This window comes from Lentzea sp. NPDC042327 (genome assembly GCF_040647275.1).
Lineage (GTDB): Bacteria > Actinomycetota > Actinomycetes > Mycobacteriales > Pseudonocardiaceae > Lentzea.
Genome location: NZ_JBEZBX010000002.1, coordinates 364,761 through 381,333 on the forward strand (window position 1 = coordinate 364,761; position 16,573 = coordinate 381,333).

General features: G+C 71.0%; 14 protein-coding genes. 3 read left to right on the plus strand and 11 right to left on the minus strand.

All coding sequences use genetic code 11. The annotated features are described in order from the left end of the window. Positions 1 to 87: 87 nt before the first annotated feature. From AB0A63_RS05580 to AB0A63_RS05595, 4 genes are all read right to left on the minus strand, one after another. The gene (locus AB0A63_RS05580; protein WP_360385677.1) at positions 88 to 519 is read right to left on the minus strand and encodes a hypothetical protein; all 432 of its coding nucleotides are present in this window, start codon (positions 517 to 519) and stop codon (positions 88 to 90) included. 197 nt (positions 520 to 716) lie between these two features. Further along, positions 717 to 1,319 (minus strand): DUF4232 domain-containing protein, encoded by a 603-nt coding sequence (locus tag AB0A63_RS05585; RefSeq protein WP_360385679.1) that lies wholly within the window; start codon positions 1,317 to 1,319, stop codon positions 717 to 719. A gap of 65 nt (positions 1,320 to 1,384) precedes the next feature. Continuing rightward, complete coding sequence (locus AB0A63_RS05590; RefSeq protein ID WP_360385681.1) at positions 1,385 to 2,347, minus strand: gamma-glutamylcyclotransferase family protein; 963 nt, start codon at positions 2,345 to 2,347, stop codon at positions 1,385 to 1,387. Between the two features lie 250 nt (positions 2,348 to 2,597). Then, positions 2,598 to 2,942, minus strand: coding sequence for a helix-turn-helix domain-containing protein (locus AB0A63_RS05595; RefSeq protein WP_360385683.1), 345 nt, complete (start codon positions 2,940 to 2,942; stop codon positions 2,598 to 2,600). A 75-nt stretch (positions 2,943 to 3,017) separates the two neighbouring features. On the opposite strand from AB0A63_RS05595, the gene AB0A63_RS05600 reads away from it, so the two are divergent. Next, positions 3,018 to 3,776, plus strand: coding sequence for an SDR family oxidoreductase (locus AB0A63_RS05600; protein ID WP_360385685.1), 759 nt, complete (start codon positions 3,018 to 3,020; stop codon positions 3,774 to 3,776). Here the strand turns inward: AB0A63_RS05600 and AB0A63_RS05605 are convergent. From AB0A63_RS05605 to AB0A63_RS05635, 7 genes are all read right to left on the minus strand, one after another. Beyond that, a complete protein-coding gene (locus AB0A63_RS05605) occupies positions 3,773 to 3,946 on the minus strand; it encodes a DUF397 domain-containing protein (RefSeq protein ID WP_360385687.1) in 174 nt (57 codons plus the stop codon). The two genes, AB0A63_RS05600 and AB0A63_RS05605, sit on opposite strands and share 4 nt — an antisense overlap. Then, the gene (locus tag AB0A63_RS05610; protein WP_360385689.1) at positions 3,921 to 4,769 is read right to left on the minus strand and encodes a helix-turn-helix transcriptional regulator; all 849 of its coding nucleotides are present in this window, start codon (positions 4,767 to 4,769) and stop codon (positions 3,921 to 3,923) included. The genes AB0A63_RS05605 and AB0A63_RS05610 overlap by 26 nt, the downstream gene beginning before the upstream one ends. 61 nt (positions 4,770 to 4,830) lie before the next feature. Then, positions 4,831 to 5,781, minus strand: coding sequence for a LysR family transcriptional regulator (locus tag AB0A63_RS05615; protein WP_360385691.1), 951 nt, complete (start codon positions 5,779 to 5,781; stop codon positions 4,831 to 4,833). Positions 5,782 to 6,028: 247 nt separating this feature from the next. Next, the gene (locus tag AB0A63_RS05620; RefSeq protein WP_360385693.1) at positions 6,029 to 7,309 is read right to left on the minus strand and encodes a PhzF family phenazine biosynthesis isomerase; all 1,281 of its coding nucleotides are present in this window, start codon (positions 7,307 to 7,309) and stop codon (positions 6,029 to 6,031) included. 31 nt (positions 7,310 to 7,340) lie between these two features. Further along, the gene (locus AB0A63_RS05625) at positions 7,341 to 8,735 is read right to left on the minus strand and encodes a GTPase domain-containing protein (protein ID WP_360385695.1); all 1,395 of its coding nucleotides are present in this window, start codon (positions 8,733 to 8,735) and stop codon (positions 7,341 to 7,343) included. Next, positions 8,732 to 10,540, minus strand: coding sequence for a dynamin family protein (locus AB0A63_RS05630; RefSeq protein WP_360386645.1), 1,809 nt, complete (start codon positions 10,538 to 10,540; stop codon positions 8,732 to 8,734). The genes AB0A63_RS05625 and AB0A63_RS05630 overlap by 4 nt, the downstream gene beginning before the upstream one ends. A gap of 196 nt (positions 10,541 to 10,736) precedes the next feature. Beyond that, complete coding sequence (locus AB0A63_RS05635) at positions 10,737 to 11,660, minus strand: IniB N-terminal domain-containing protein (protein ID WP_360385697.1); 924 nt, start codon at positions 11,658 to 11,660, stop codon at positions 10,737 to 10,739. 224 nt (positions 11,661 to 11,884) lie between these two features. On the opposite strand from AB0A63_RS05635, the gene AB0A63_RS05640 reads away from it, so the two are divergent. Continuing rightward, positions 11,885 to 13,072, plus strand: a complete 1,188-nt coding sequence (locus tag AB0A63_RS05640) for an Hsp70 family protein (RefSeq protein ID WP_360385699.1) — start codon at positions 11,885 to 11,887, stop codon at positions 13,070 to 13,072. Positions 13,073 to 13,104: 32 nt separating this feature from the next. Next, positions 13,105 to 15,414 carry a LuxR C-terminal-related transcriptional regulator gene (locus tag AB0A63_RS05645; RefSeq protein ID WP_360385701.1) on the plus strand — a complete coding sequence of 770 codons (2,310 nt, stop codon included), beginning with the start codon at positions 13,105 to 13,107 and terminating at the stop codon, positions 15,412 to 15,414. Positions 15,415 to 16,573 lie beyond the last annotated feature (1,159 nt).

Below are 16,573 nucleotides of genomic sequence, written 5' to 3' on the forward strand. Positions count from 1 at the left end.
GCGTCACAGAACCCTTGCCCCGAACGTGAAGTGACGCTCTCGCACGCCTCACGTCCCGTGGTCGCCGCACCCCGCCGGCCGGGTGACTCACGTCTTTCTTCCAGGTGACCTGTCACGCGGAGTGCCTGCCCCGAACGGGTCATCGCCGGCCCACGCCTCGACCAGCACGCGCTCTGCCCCCGGCACCAGCCCGTTGATCAGCTCGGGCTCGTCGAGCACCGTCCACGCCGTCGGTGGCTCGCACGCCACCCGCGGTGTCGTGAACCCGTCGCCCAGCCCGCGCACGAACGTCCGCACCGCTCGCGCGAGCGCCGCGGACACGTTGTGCGTGGTCTTCTCGGCGCTGGGCTCGGTGATGACCACGGCCCAGCAGTTCGGTTCCTCGTCCGAGCAGTCCCTGGCGTCCAGGACCCGCGCGCCGGTACGGCTGCTGAGCGCGTCGCACGCTGCCCGCGCCTGGTGCTCGTCCGCCGCCTCGACCACCACGGTGATCAGCAGCACGAGGTCGTCATCGCTCATCTCGGGCGTGATTGTCCCCCAGCGCGGACGGAGTCCCGGTACCGGGCCGCTTGCGCCGTACGGATGATTGTGGCCCCCTGCGCGCGCATCGTTAGCGTGGAAGACCCACTTCATAGGCCGATGGGGTGAGAACTTCCGCCGGGACGAACGGCGGCGGGCTCACCGTGCCGGAGCACGACGAGCCCGTCGCCGGTTCCTCAGACCGCGTAGAACGCGCTGATCGTGATGTGGCCGCCCGAGCACACCGGTCCGAACGTCCACGGCACGCTCAGCGGCGCCGTCTCGTTCGGCGGGATGGCCGCGACCTTCGACGGCTCCGGCTGGCACGCACCCTGCACCGGCTCGGAGCCGGCGGGCACGACACCCCAGTGCAGGTTCGCGGCGGCCTTGGCACCCGGCGCGAGGTTCAGCGGCTTGGGGCCGGGATCGGCCATGCGCTCCAGCTTCGTCGGCACCGCTCCGGCGCCGTTCTCCAGCTGGAAGCCGCTGTAGCCGTTCAGCGTGCACGGCTGGGAGCCGGTGTTCGTGACGACGAACTTGCCGTACCGGTTGCCCGCGCCCGCGTCGGTGGGTTCCACCGCGCCCTTGAGCACGGTGGCGTTGCAGCGGTTCGAGACCTCGCCGCCCGCGTTGCCGACTGCCGTGGACGGTGTGGCCGATGAGTTCGAAGAGCTCGAAGAGCTCGACGTGGACGGAGCCGCGGTCGGCAGCGTGCCCGATCCGACCTCCGCGCTTCTGTCGCCGCAGGCCGTCACGGAAGCGAGCACCAGCAGGCTGCAAGCGATCAACCGTCGGGTCATGGGTGCACCTCCTACCAGTGAGGATGTGCCCATTCACCAACTAGCTCACACAACCTGCCGGAAATTCACCGGATCTGGTGGACGTCCCACCCGTCGGGCAGCTCGGCGAGCCCCTCCACGGCGGCGGTCCACAGGTACGTCCAGGCGATCCGGCCGTCGGGCAGCACGACCCGCACCCGCCGGTAGTCCGCGCCCTCGTACTCGTCGAGCTGCGGCAGCGCCACCTCGGGCGACCGCAGCCGCAGCACGAAGCCGGGCACGCCCAGGCCGGCGCCGGGCCGCAGGGCCGGGTAGCCCAAGCCGGTGTCGAGCAACCTGCCGGGCAGGTGGGTCTCCTCGGAGTCCACGACGTGCGGCTCCATCAGGTGCCAAGCGCTTGCCCCCGGCTGGAGCGTGCCGTAGGCGAAGAGCAGCTCCGGCCAGTCGTCCGCCGACGGGTCGCCCTGCACCTCGGTCACGTCCAGGCCGTCGGTCGGCGCAGGACGGCCGCCGAGGTGGAGGGCGTGCCGCTGCGAGAGGTTCGAGCACGGCACCATGCGCCCGTTGACGAGGATCGGCATGCGCTTCTTCGAACCGGCCGTGTAGGCCAGAACGCTGTCGACGACACCGCCGTTGTAGAGCACCACACGGCCCGTGTGCAGGCGTACAAGGCGATAACGCAGACCGCGGCCCTCGCAGCGGTCCAGCACGCGCAGCTGCTCGGGCGTGGCGAACCAGACCGAGTGCTCCTCGACGACGCCGGGAGCCGCTGCCAGGGTGGCCGGGCGCTGGCCATCGCGCGCACGCGTGCCATCGGCCCACACCGCGGAGATGCCCTCGCAACGCGCGCGCAGCACGACCGCGGGGCCTTCGAGACCCAGTTCCTCGCGGAGCCAGGTGACCTTGCTGGGGTTCGCGTTGGAGCCGTAGCCGAGCACCGGCATCCGGGCCGCGAGGGGCGGTTCACCTCGGCTGATGAGCCATTGGTCCAGATCGATGTCATCCGGCTCGACCCGCCATCCCGACTCCATCGTGAGGTCCGGTCGCACTGGCCAGCCCGTTTCGTCGACGTGGACGAAACAGTGGTCTGGACGAGTGCCCGGATAGGGCTCCGCCGGATGGCTTTCGTCGGTGAACGGTTGGGCCATTGGTCCATTGTGCCAAGGATTCGCTCGGTTTGCCGCCCCCAGATCGTGACCTATCCGATCTCTACTGCCGACGGAGGGCGGTTAAGTGAGAACGTTCACTGCGCAAACGGGTGACTGACCCGATGTCTGTGGCGAGATGTTCCGGTGAAGCTCAGGAGGCGTCATAGCTTTCCTGCGCTTCGGCCACCTCGGCGCTGTTCGCGGAGATCCACGAGGCGAGCGCCACGAGGTGGACGGCCGCGCCCTTGCCGAGCGGTGTGAGGGTGTACTCGACGTGCGGCGGGATCACCGGGTGGACCTCGCGGTGCACGAACCCGTCGCGCTCCAGCGTCCGCAGCGTCTGGGTGAGCATCTTCTCGCTCACGACCTCCAACTCGCGGCGCAGGTCGCTGAAGCGCCAGGACGCCCCGTCGAACAGCGCCTGCAGCACGAGCACGCCCCACTTGCTTGTGACGTGCTCCATGACCGCCCGCTCGGGACAGATCGTGACCTGCATGCTCACCTCCGGGTAAGTACCCCACTCAGAAGTAGGTACTTTCCACAGGTTAGCGCTAACCATAACGTCGACGCCATGACGATCCTCATCACCGGCGCGACCGGTCAGCTCGGCGGCGGCGTCGTCCGCCACCTCCTCGCCCGCACCGACGAGCAGCTCGTCGTGTCCGTGCGCGACCCGAAGAAGTTCGACGTCCCCGGCGTCGAGGTCCGCCAGGGCGACTTCGACCGCCCCGAGACCCTCGACTTCCGCGGCGCCGACCGGCTGCTCATCGTCTCGGCCGACGCGCACGACTCCGACGTGCGCATCCAGCAGCACGCCAACGCCGTCGCCAAGGCCGTCGAGCACGGCGTGGGCCACGTCTTCTACACGAGCATCACCGACGCCGACACCTCCACCGTGGGCGCGGCCGTCGTGCACAGGGCCACCGAGGAGATCATCCGCGACTCCGGCCTGACCTGGACGTTCCTGCGCAACGGCATGTACCACGAGAACTACCTCGGCCCGCTGTCCGCCGAGACCGTCGCCGTCTCCACCGGCGACGGCCGCATCGCCAGCGCCGCCCGCGACGACTACGCCCTGGGCGCTGCCGTCGCGCTGAGCACCGAGGGCCACGAGAACCAGACCTACGAGCTCACCGGCTCCACCACCTGGTCGTTCCCCGAGCTCGCCGGCGACCGGTTCCGCGACGTCAGCGACGAGGACCTGATCGCGGCCGGCGTGCCCGCGTTCGCCGTCGACTTCTTCACCGCCATCCGCAACGGCGTGTTCGCGCAGGTCCGCCCGGACCTGGAAAAGCTGATCGGCCGCCCCACCACCCCGATCGCGGTCTAGGGACGGCGCAGGAACGCGCGCCAGGCCGGGGTGCTGAAGACCAGCACCTCACCGGTCGGGTTCTTCGAGTCGCGGACGAGCGCGTCGTGGCCGAGGGACACCTCGACGCAGGCGCTGTCCTCGCTGCCGCCGCTGTGGCTGCTCTTACGCCATTCGCGGTCCTCGCTCATCGACACCCTCTCGCGGCAGGCTGATGTACTCCATCAGCTTCTGCCGCGATTGTTCCTCATCCAGGGCGACCTGCTTCAAGCGATCGAAGGTCAACCTGATCCGCGCGATGGCTCCGGGTTCCTGGACGAACACCTTCGCGAGGTCCGAGTCGTTGAACGCGACCGGCAACGCCTTCTCGAACTCCCAGAGGATCAGTCCCGTCGAGATGGCGGGTACGTCGGCAGGCACGATCCGGATCAGTCGCACGTTGAAGAGCAGGTGGAGGTACTGCTCCTCCATGACCTGGTCGTCGCCGAACCGCTGCCGCAGGGCCAGCTCGTGGATGTAGAACAGGCAGTCCGGCCGGTCGTGCCGCCGCAGAACCGCCTGGCGATGACCCCGGATCTGCACGAGGGCCGGGATTCGCTCCTCCACGACGAGTCCGGAGTGCCGGTAGAGACCATCCGCGTACCTGTCGGTCTGCAGGAGACCGGTGATGGTCAGCACGTCGTAGGCGGTGATCGTCGTCGCGCTCGCCTCAGCCATGGCGACCGTGCGCAGGTTCTCCGGCACCAGCACGATGTAGTCGTCGAACGCGCGTCGGTAACGCTGCTTGAAGTCCTCGAAGAACGGCAGGTCCTTGCCGCACATCATCAGGAACTGGATGAGGTCGACCTCGCTGGGCCGCACCTTGCCGTTCTCGATGTTGGACACCTTGCTCGGGTCCCAGCCGAGTCGGACGGCGAGGGCGCGGCCGGTGAGGTTCGTGGTGGACTCGCGCAGCTTCTTCAGCTCGTCGCCGAGGTCCCGGCTGTACGCGGTGGACGGGGTGGTGGGCGCCATGACCATGGACGCTATGACTAGGACTTGTTCCACGGTACGGACTCATCCGGGTGAAAACGGTCTACGTGAACTCGGGGTGCGCCTCCGGGTGCGAGTCCCACCACTTGCGGTACTCCGGGTTGCGGTCCAGCACCGAGCGGTAGGCGTCGGCGGCGCACGCGAACACCTCGTGCGCCCGTCCCGCCACCGGTGAGTCCCGGCGGGTCGCCACGAAGATGTCGACCATCAGCGGCACGCCGCGCAGCCGCCGGATGACGATGCCGTCGCCGGTGCGCGACGGGGCCGCCGCGAACGAGACGGCGCCGCTGGCGACCAGGCCGCGGGCCATGCCCGCGTCGCCGGTGTGGTGCGTCAGCCGGGGCACGAACCCGGCGTCCGCGCAGGCCTGGAACATCTGCATCCGGTTGCCCTGCTGCTGGGCCGGCGGGGTGACCCAGTCGCGGTCGGCGAGCTGGGCGAGGTCGATCTCGTCCTGCTGTGCCAGCGGGTCGTGCTCGGAGACCGCGACGAACGCCGGTTCGGCCACGAGCCTGCGCAGCTCGATGCCCGCCAGGTCGCGCGAGGGCATGCCGTCGAAGAACTCGAACAGCGCCACGTGGATCTGGCCCGCCTCCAGCATGTCCACGACCTCCGCCGACGAGATGCGAGCCTCCGCGCGCACGTCGGCGTTGAGCTGGCGCAGGTTCTCCACGAGCTTCGCGAAGTACAGGAACGAGACGCTGCCGAAGAACAGCGGACCCCGGCGGTCGGCCTCCCTGGTGGTGCTCATCAGCTGCGCCATCTCGTCGAGCACCAGCCTGGCCGTGCCCAGCACGCGCCGGCCCAGGTCGGTGGGCACGCAGCCGTTGCGGGTGCGGTCGAACAGCTGACCTCCCACGAGCCGTTCGACGGTCCGCAGCTGGGCGGACAGCGCGGGCTGGGTCAGACCCAGCCGCGTGGCCGCCCTGGTGACGCTGCCCTCCTCGGCGATCGTGCGGACCGCTCGGAGGTGGCGGAGCTCCAACTCGGGCATAAAGACCTTGTATCCCGGTTCTGTATGAGCCGCCACCCTTCTAACGGGTCATAGTGGTTGCGCGATCTTCCGGCCCGGTGCTTGCGGCAGCACCGGGTCCGGCGCGGGAGGGTGCGCACCCCTTCGGTTCGACGCTGCTGCCGGGCACCCTGCAAGGCGCGGCAGCAGCGTCGGGCCCTCGCGGTCCCTTGCAGGGGAGCGCACAGCCGGTCCCTGGAACCGGGACCGGCTGTGACGGCTCGTGGTGTCAGGAAGAGGGGATGACGACGGCGGCGCCGGTCACCGACACCCGGCGGTCGGCGCGCGTGGCGTCGACCTCCAGCCGGGACGGGCGGCCCATGTCCTCGCCCTGGCTGATGACGAACCGCTGCGGCCCTTCGAGGTCGCGCAGGTAGCCGCCGAACGCCGCGGCGGCCGCGCCCGTGGCCGCGTCCTCCACGACACCGCCCACCGGGAACGGGTCGCGCGCGTGGACCAGCTCCGGCGACTCGCGCCAGAACAGGTGCACGGTCGTGAGGTCGTGGTCGAGCATCAGGTCGCGCAACGCGTCGAAGTCGTAGTCGAGGTCCGCCAGCTGCTCGCGGCTGCGCACCGGGACCAGCAGGTGCCGCGCACCGCCGAAGCCGACGTGCACCGGACCGTCGCCGACCTCGCGGTACCGCAACGCCTTCAACGCCCGTGCGACGAGCTCGGGGTCCGCCTCCTCGGTGCTGGTCGGCACGCTCGTGAGCGTCGCCGTGCCGTTCGCCGTCTCGACGGTCACGTCGCCGGCGAGCGTGTGGAACGTCAGCGGCCCGTCCCCGATCCGCTCGGCCAGCGCGACGGACGTGGCGATGGTGGCGTGCCCGCAGAACGGCACCTCGGCCCGCGGGCTGAAGTACCGGACGACGAACTCGCGGTCCTCCGCGCCCGGGAACAGGAACGCGGTCTCCGAGTAGCCCACCTTCGCTGCGACGGCGAGCATCTCGTCGTCGGTCAGTTCGGTCGCGTCGAGCACGACACCGGCCGGGTTGCCGCCCGCCGGATCGGTCGTGAACGCGCTGTACCGCAGTACCCCCGTGTCGCTCATACCCCGGTCCAACGCGTAGCCGTGCTGAAGTCTTCCGAACACGTACCGGCTGGTGAAGTAGGTCAGCCCGGCCTTCTCCAGCACCCGGCCGGAGGCGGTGTTCTCGGCCTGGTGAGCGGCGACCACCCGGTCCTTGACCGCCAGCGCCTTGTCCCGCAGCAGCGCGGCGACCTCGGTGGCGACGCCGCGGCCCCAGTGCTCGGGCGCCACCCAGTAGCCGATCTCGACCTCACCCGGCGCGTCGAGCATCTGCGCCAGCCCGACGACCTCGCCGTCCTCGACGACCGCGTGCAGGCCGAAGCCGTGCTCCTCCCAGTGCCGCAACGCCTGCTCGTGCCGCTGCGCCACGTACTCCGGCGACCACGGCCGGCCGTTGCCGACGTACTCGGTCATCCGCGGGTCGGCCCCCCACCGCAGCATGTGCTCGAAGTGCTCGTCCCGCCACCGCACGAGTTCCATGCCGACCATGGTGCCCCACCCGCCGAATCGGTCAGGGCAGTTGCGGCAGCAGCCCCTCGCAGCTGCGGACGACGACCTGCGCGGCCCGGCGCTGGTCGTTCGGCGCGTGCACGTCGGCGGCCCGCGCCTGCCACCGCACCAGCGCGTCGAGCAACGCCTCGCGCTGCTCGCGCGGGTCGGCGTCGTAGTCGAAGCCCAAGCGCGCCAACGAGTTGGTGCCCTCGGCGCCGACCAGCCGCATGGCCTCGGCCTGCACCTCGGCCGGCAGCCTCGTGCGCCCGGACTGCAGTGCCGCGACCAGCCGCAGCTCGCGGAAGTCGTGGGCGGAGGCCACCACGCGTTCGAGGTCGGCCATCAGCTTGCGGGCGGCCGGCCGCGGTTCCACCCGGAACAGCACGTCCAGCGCCAGCAACGCCGAGCGGGCCTTGAGGATCTCCCTGCGTTCGGTGAAGTGCACGGCGATCGAGTCGCGCAGCTCGCCCAGGCCGCTGCGCTGCACGAGCTGGCCGGTGAGCTTCACCTGCGTGTCGAAGCCCTGCCGGATGAGCGCGATGACCAGCCGGACCCCGAAGATGCCGAACCGGCCCAGCAACGCCTGGCGCACAGCGGGTTCCATCGGCACCGGGAACACCTCGCCGACGAACCGGTCCGCCGACAGCAGGTGGTCCTCCAGCTCCTCGCGGCCCAGCGCCGACAACGCCCGCAGCGCCGCGAACTCGTCCTCCCGCAACGTCCTGCCCGCCACCGCGAGCAGCCCGGCGACCGAGACCACGTTCTGGCACAACGGTTGCACCGCGACGTCCCTGCGGTAGCGGCGGGCGATCTGCTTGGCCGACGACAGCGCGTCGATCCGCCCCGCGCCGATCTCGTCGGCCCGCGCGAGCACCGCGACCGTGTGCACGGCGGCGGTGCGGGCGATCGGGTGGTCGTTGGCGGCCTGGAGGAACTTCAGGTCGTCGTCCTGCACGTGCCGCATCAGGTACAGCAACGCGTCGGCGTCGCCGAGCACCTGCTCCGGGGCCGCCGACGCCGGCGTGTCGATCAGGACCACGTCCCGCAGCGACCGCGAGGGCCACTCCACGACGACCCGGTCCGGCCGGTCGAACTGGCCGACCTCCACGTGCCGGCGGTGGTTGCGCCCGGTCACCGCGACCTCGTGCGGACGGCCGGGCCCGGCGAACACGTGCGCCCGCGCCTGCGCCCCGCCGCGGTACCAGACGAACGAGTCCAGCGGCGCGAACTCGTCGCCGACCAGCGCGTTGACGACGGTGGACTTGCCGATCCCCGGCCGGCCGGCCACCGCGATCCGCACCGGTTCGGTGTAGCGCTCGACCTGCGAGCGCAGCCAGCCGGTGGCGCGCGGGCTGTCGCGGTAGACGGCGGAGGCCTCCTGCAGCATCGACCAGACGACGCGGTCCAGGGTCACGCCGACAGCTCCATGACCGGTCCGCCCAGCGCCTGGACCCGCTTGTAGAGGCTGACGAGCTTGTCGAGCTCCTTGCGGCCCTCGCGCAACCGCCGCTCCCGTTCGGTCTGGTCGTCCTGGATGGCGCGCTTGGCGCTGCGGGCCGACTCCAGCAACGTCTCCTGGAGCTCCTCGGCCAGGGTGCTGAAGTGGGTGCGCAGCGCACGCTGGATGTGCCGGCCGGAGTCGCGGACGTCCTTGGAGAACTTGACGAAGAAGTCGTCGACGTGGCGCTGCGCCGCGGCCTTCGCGGCGGCCTGGCGGCGCTTGAGCCGGGCGTCGCTCTCGTCGAGGATCGACTTGCCGCCGAACAGCGCACCGGCGCCGAGCGAGACCACGTTGATCAGCGGCATCCCGGCCAGCGAGGTGACCAGACCGAACATCAGCAGGCCGCCGTAGGAGCCGCGCAGACCGGTGAAGAGCTTCTGCGACACCGAGAACGGCTCGATCTTCGGCTTCTCCAGCCGGCTGACCGGCTCCAGCAGGTCGTCGGGCAGCACCGAACCGGGGAGCAGGTCCTCGCGGTAGACGGGGAAGTTCTTCGCGACCTTCGCGGCCACCCACTCCGCGCGTTCCATCAGCCAGGCGAAGTTCGTGGTGGCGGCCTCGTTGAGGTTGTCCTCCAGCCACTGCTCGAACTTGTCCCAGCCGATCGCGGGGTCGGCCTCGTCGTAGGTCTTGTCGACCTCGCGCAGGATTCGGCGGGTGCGGTCGCGCAGGTCGTACTCGACGTCGGAGATCAGGTCGGCCATCTCGTCGTTGAGCACGTTCTGCCAGCGCGCCGACCGGCGGCGCAGCTCGTCGACCCGGCGCTGCGCCTCCTGCAGCGTCGCGACCGTGTCCGCGGTGCGCGCCGAGTCGTGCGCCGTCAGCTCCTCGCGCAGCGGCGTCACCAGCTGCGTCAGCGCGGAGGACGCGACCACGGCGACGGCGCGGCGGGCCAGCAGGTCGGCGGAGGCGACGATGTCGCGCTGCACGCACGCCAGCAGGTCGGGGAAGCCGGACTCGGCGTTCAACCCCTGGTCACCGGTCTTCGCCGCGCGCAGCCGCAGCGCCGACGACACCGGGATGAGCTTCGCCGGGACGCCGGCGCGTTGCAGCAGCGCCCTGTTGCGCTCCACGACGGCCCGCCAGCTCGGCACCAGGTCGATCTTCGTGACGACCACCGTGACGTTCGGGCAGGCCTGCATGACCTTCTTGAGCAGCGTCATCTCGGCGCCGGTCAGCTCACCGGTCGCGTCGGACACCATCAGCACCGCGTCGGCCTGCACCAGCGTCGCGAACGTGCTGGCGGTGTGCGCTGATCGGGTGTCACCCACCCCGGGGGTGTCGATGAGGACCAGGCCGTTGTCGAGCAGCGCCCGCGGGATGCCGACCTCGGCCCGCACGACCTCGCGCGCCTGCGGCGTCGACACCTGCTTGGTGACCTGCTCGATCGGCACGGCGATGCGCTCGGTCGGCGCGTGGAAGATCGAACCGCCGGCGGAGGCGTTGCGGACCAGCGCGGCCGAGGGCGTCTCGGCGTGCTGCACGTAGGTCGGCACGGTGGTCGTGATGTCGTCGCCCACCGCGCAGACGGGGGCGTTGATCAGCGCGTTGACGAGCTGGCTCTTGCCCTGCTTGGACTCGCCGACGACCAGGACGCGCAGCCTGGGGTCCAGCTGCTGGGCCCGCTTCTCGCGCAGCCGGGCCTCCAGGTCGGGCCGCCGGTGCGTGACGCAGGCGCCGATCGTCTCGTCCAGCACGTCGAGCCAAGGCGGTGCCATCACGTGACGCATAGTGCCGTGTTCACCCCCCTGGGTGAAAGCCTGGAGTGCACAACCGGGTGCCGACCGGCGCGATGCGGCCGGTCGGCGCAGCCGGGTGACGTTGCTCACCGGCCGCCCGCCGGGACCGGAGAAGCAGAACCGGCCCTGTCCGCGGGGGGACAGGGCCGGTTCCTCGTGCGGGAGGGGGAGAAGATCAGCCGAGCAGGCCGTCGAGGCCGAGGTCGCCGACGACCGGCACGCCGTGGGTGACGTGGCCGACGGTGTCGGTGACGCCGCCGAGCACGTTGCCGACGCCCGCGGTGTCACCGGCCAGGCCGGTCGCGCTGTGCGCGACACCGGTGGCGGTGCCGACGACGCTGCCCGCGACGCCCTGCGCGGAGACGACGGTCTCGGTCGAGTGGACGTTCAGCGCGCCGTGCGACAGGTCGTCGAGGCCGGACACGCCGAGCACGTTGCCGAGGCCCGCGTCGCCGCCGCCGACGGTGCCGAGCAGGCCGTCGGCCAGGCCGGTCACGCCGCCCAGGTGGCCCACCACCGAGTCGGTGCCGGGGACGACCGAGGAGACGGTGTCCAGCGCGGCCGAGTCGATCGTCGAGACGCCGGTGTCGGCCACGTCGAGGACGGAGCCGGTGAGCGGGGAGGTGGTCTGGTCGAGCACGCTCGCCACGTCGCCGACGGCGGAGAAGTCGCCGTCCAGGCCGATGTTGGTCGAGGTGTACTCGCCGAGCGTCCGGTTGGCGGCGATGATGTTGAGACCGTTGCCGTCCGCGGCCAGCACGCCGGCCGACGAGGTGTGGATGTCGCTGAGGGACAGGCCCGACGAGGTCAGCTGAGACGCGACGGCCTGCAGCTGGCTGATGGCGCCGAGCGGACCGTCCGCGAGCAGCTCGTCGGCCGGCAGGTCCAGGTCCACACCGTCCACGGCGGGCAGGCCGTCGACGTCCGGGACCAGGTCGAGGACCAGCGGGATGACCTCCTGGACGTCCACGGCGGTGATGTCGGCCAGGCCGGCCTGCTCCAGGCAGCCCTGGGCGTCCGCCGCGAACGCGGCCTTCAGCGCCGGGTCGCTGAGCAGGTTGAGCACGAAGTCGTGGAGCGTGCCGGGCGACGACATCATCGAAGGATCTCCTGGTGGAAGCACGGGTCGGGGTCTGGCGGCTGGCTGTCGCAGAACGTAGGAGAACCGGCCCGTCTCGAACATCGGGGATAACTCCCAGTGAATCCCCGTTCCCCGATGGGGTGACGCTCGTTGACCCCCTAAGGGGTTAGGGGCATCGCTTGAGCGTGCTTCCTTCACCCGTGTAGGTACTGGTCGCTGCTGCGAACAGGTGAGGAAGAGACGTGTCGTACGTACTCGGAGTCGATGTGGGCACCACCCGCACCACGGCTGCCGCGTGCCGTCTCGAGGGCGGCCGGGACGCCGAGATCGCCCTGGTCGTGCCCTCGTTGCTGCAGCTCACGGACGCCGGGACGTTCTCGGTCGGCGACGTCGACCCCGGCGGCTGGCTCGCCTCCGGGTTCGCCCGCCGGATCGGTGACGCGGTGCCGTTCTCGCTGGGTCCCGAGGTGGTCCCGGCCGAGGAGCTGACCGCGTTGCTCGTCCTGTGGGTCGTCAGCGAGGTCGTCGCCCGACAGGGTGAACAGCCCCGGCACGTGGCCGTGACTCACCCGGCCGGGTGGGGCCCCTATCGCCGGGGGCTGCTGCACGCCGCCCTGCGGCAGGTCGGGCTGCCCGAGGTGACGCTCGTGCCGGAGCCGCTGGCGGCCGCGGAGAACCACGCCGTGCTCGCCCGCGTCCTGCCCGGCTCGACCCTGGCGGTCTTCTCGCTCGGCAGCCACGCGTTCTCCGCCTCGGTCGTGCGGCGCACCCCGGGCAGGACGTTCGAGCTGCTCAACCACGTCGACGCCGTCGACCACCCGGCCGGCGCCGACTTCGACGACGTGCTGGCGGCGCTGGTGCGCGGCCGGCTCGGCAAGGACGCGTTCGTGTCGGCCGCGGAGTGCGAGGCGGCGAAGCGGGCGTTCGGGCCCGCGGTCGTGGTGGCCGGCGCCGAGGTGACCCGCGACGAGTTCGCCGAGGAGCTGCGGCCCGCGGTGGACCAGCTGGTCAGCACGTTCGTGCGCGCGGTCGGCGCGGACCGGCCGGAAGCGGTGCTGATGGTCGGTGGGGCGGTGCGGACACCGGTGATCGGTGACGCGCTGTCCGCGACGGTCGACTGCCGGGTCCTCGCCGAGGCCGCCCCCGAGCACTCGGTCGCGAAGGGTGCCGCCGTCGCCGCGCGGCTCGTGGTCGTCGGCCCCGAGGCCGAGCCGGAGCCGAGCGACACGTCCGTGCTCGTGCACACCCGCGAGGCGTCCCTGCGGTTCCCGGTCGGCGAGGTCCAGAAGCCCGACGACGAGGAGTTCACCGCACCGCCGCCGCGCCCGCCCGTGGACGTCCCGCCGCTGGAGCTGCCGCCGCCGCGGTCCAAGCGCGTGACGCGGGTGCTGAAGCCGACCGGTCGCCGGTCCGGCTCCCGTTCCGACTGACTTCCCCCCACAGAAGAGGATGGCCGTTGAGCGTGACCACGCGAGCCCGACTGGTGCTGGACGACTCCACCAGGGGTGTCCTCGACCGGATCAACGACGCCGCGCCGGGCACAAGCCTGCGCGTGGTCGTCGCGGCGCCCGGAGGTCACGGCAAGACAGCGTTCCTCGGTGAGATCGGCAACCCCGCGGTCCGCGTGGTCGACGACGCCCACCTGCTGGACGACGCCGCGTTGCGCGCGCTGGCCGCGGAACCGTTGCTGGTGCTGGCTTACCGGCCGTGGCCGCGCCGTGCCGTGCTGGCCGAGCTGACCCGTGGCGCGGTCGTGGTGCCGTTGGCGCCGTTCTCGAAGGACCAGGTCCGCGAGCTCCTGCACGCCCCGCGGCCGGTGGTCGACTTCGTCCACGCCCAGACCGGCGGCGTGCCCGCGTACGTCGAACGGCTCGGTGCCGCCTCCGAGGTCACCGCCGAGGTGCTGTCGGCGTTCCGCGGCGACCTCGACTGGCTCGACCCGGACCTGCAGAAGTTCCTGCTGGCCGCGGAAGCCGGTGCCGCCCAGCGCCTCGACCTGCTGTCGGCGTTGCTGGACAAGGACTTCGACGAGGTCAGCGACATCATCGAGGCCGCACGCGCCACCGGCCTGCTCGCCGAGGACGGCACCCTGCTGCCGCTGGCGCAGCGCGCGGTCGGCGCCCTGACCCGCACCGAACGCCGCATCGCCGTCCGCCAGCGCCTCGCCCAGCTGCAGCTCGACCGCGGCGGCCCGGTCCTCGACCTGGTCCGCCCGCTGGTCGACACCGGCATCGGCGGCCCGGTCTTCGCCGCGGCCGCCCGCGAGGCCCTGTCCTCCGACCCGGCACTGGCCGCGCGCCTGTTCAAGGCCTCGACCGGCGGCGGTGTCGTCCCCTCCGACACGGCCGCCCAGTGGGCCACCGCCTCCGCGATGGCGGGCGACCTCGACTCCGCCCTGCGCCTGGCCGACCAGGTGATCAGCGCCCCCGACTCCCCGCACCGCCGCACCGCGGCCGAGGTGGCCGCCGTCGCGCTGGCCCACCGCGGCCAGCTGGCCCGCAGCACCGAGCTGTTCCGCTGGGCCGCCACCCCCTACGCCGCGGCGTTCGCCGGCATCGGCGCCCTCGGCACCGGCACCCCGTCCGACGACACCCCCGCCCAGCCCCCGACCCTCCTGGGTGGCGCCGCATCCCTGATGCTGCAAGGCGTCCGGCAGTCCGTCTCCGGCTCCGAGACCGCCGCACTGTCCACTTTGGTCCGCGCATCCTCCCTGCTCGAACCGGCGGGCGGCGCCGTCCTGCTCCCCGACAGCCCGGCGTCGCTGGCCGCGCTGGTCGCCCTGCACTGCGGCGAGCCGAACGTCGCCGAGTCCGTCCTCGACCGCGCCGTGGAGGCCGGCACCGGCGGCGTCCTGATGTCCGTGCGCCACCGGCTCCTGCAGGCCTGGCTGCACATGCTGCGCGGCAACCTCGCCGTGGCCCGCGAGACCCTGATGTCCGTCCGCGGCACGTTCGAGCCCCGCGACTGGATCTTCGCCGTGGCCCTGGAGGTGGGCGTGGCCCGCCGCAACAGCGACCTCGCCACCCTGCGCCGCACCTGGGAGCAGGCCTGCGAGGCCGTGCTCCGCCACCCCGTCGACCTGTTCTCCCTGCTGCCGCTGGGCGAGTTCGCCGCGGCCGCCGCCCGCCTGCGCGACCAGGACCGCCTCGCCCCGCACCTGTCCCAGGCCCTGGCACTGCTCCAGTCGCTCGGCACCCCGCCCCTGTGGTCCACGCAGCTGCGCTGGAGCCTGCTGCACGCCGCGATCATCGACGACGACCTCACCTCCGCCGAGGAACACGCGGCGGTGCTGGCGGCGTCCCGCGACCACAGCCGTTACTGCGCGATCATCTCCACCGCGGCCGAGAGCTGGCTCGACGTCGTGGCCGGCGAGGTCGACGCCGACCGCGTGGAAGAGGCCGCCCGCAGCCTGCACGCCGTCGGCCTGTGGTGGGACGCCGCGCGCCTGGCCGGTCAGGCGGCGATCCGCACCTCCGACCGCCAGGCGATGGTCCGCCTCCTCGACTGCGCCCGCCTGCTCCAGGGCCGCCCGGTGTCCGCCCGCCGCGCCGAGGCCGACGCCCCCGTCGTGGTCGAGGACGCCGGGAAGCTGAGCGAACGCGAGCGCGAGGTCGCAGGGCTGGTGCTGGAGGGGATGACGTACAAGCAGGTGGGGGACCGGTTGTTCATCTCGGCCAAGACCGTCGAGCACCACATGGCGCGGATGCGGCAGCGGCTGGGGAGCACGAGCCGCAGCGACCTGCTGGCACAGCTGCGGCACATCGTGGGGTGAGTGGCTGCTGGGTGGAGTGCCCAGGAACTGCGTTGCTCGAGTGACAATCAACTGGGCTGCCGTAAGGAGCTTTGCGCGGCAAAAGTGCTGCTGGTTTTCTGTAGCCGACGAGGGAATCTGTGATACGAAGGCGGCTCAGTCATCGAATATTGTTCGACGATGGCTTGCTAGTTGTCTCTCTCGGGGAGAATTTCTTAGAAGCTCATTCACGGCAAGCGGCACGACCAGGCTCTCTTCAGGGTATTCGTGTCGCCGCAGGATGACGACCCTCTGGTCGAGATGATTGAGACGAGTTCCTCGATGGGGAGGTCAGGCTCGGTCACGTCAAGCAGAATGGGCCGTCTTCATGGTCCTCACTTGACTGGGTGATCTGCGACTGTGCACATACGACATCATTCGCTCGACAAGTTGTAAAGGCCTCAGCGCAGGCTCGTCGCCGCCAAAAACTGTCGGTGAGCTGGATCCGCAGGTCGCCGACGACGCCGCTGAGTAAGTCAGAGCGCCAGCTTGGTGGGGCCGATGCAGAATCTCAGTGAGGCTGACACGCTACGCGAGCTGGACCTGACCTTCACGGGCGAGCCACAACCGAATGTTCCAACCTCCCACATTACGGGCAGCCGCAGCGCCATGGTCGGGTTGCCGCTGGTTCAAGAGCGCCTCCTGCATCCTGAGGGAGCCGCCGCGCGCAGAACCCTTGTCGGCCAGGTTCGCTCGCTCGCAAGGCAGGCGTCAACACACGACGACGACCATGAGGAGACGACGACGACCATGAGGAGACGGCGATCGCTCTGAGCGATGACGTATGTGGACGGACGCGGAAGGTCCACATACTACTGAGCGGTGAGGGCTACACCTCGGCCATTTTGCGCATACCAACAACCTGCCCTTCACCATCACGGGCAACCTCGCGTTCGCGCGTGGCGCGTGGCGGCTGCGTGGACCGGTCGAAGTTGACTCGAGCCACTTGCAACCTCGCCGAAGCTGAGCGGCCTTCGGGTCTAAATGGGAGAAAACCGCAGGTCAGCGGTTGTGTGCCCTCGGTTGCAGACGGGGTTCATCGCCCTCCCCATCCTGTGTTAGATGATATTAGTTCTTGACATCAGCACCTTGCATGGGTTGAGCTCGTACCAGCAGTCGCCCGGTTGTCGGGCAACTCGGA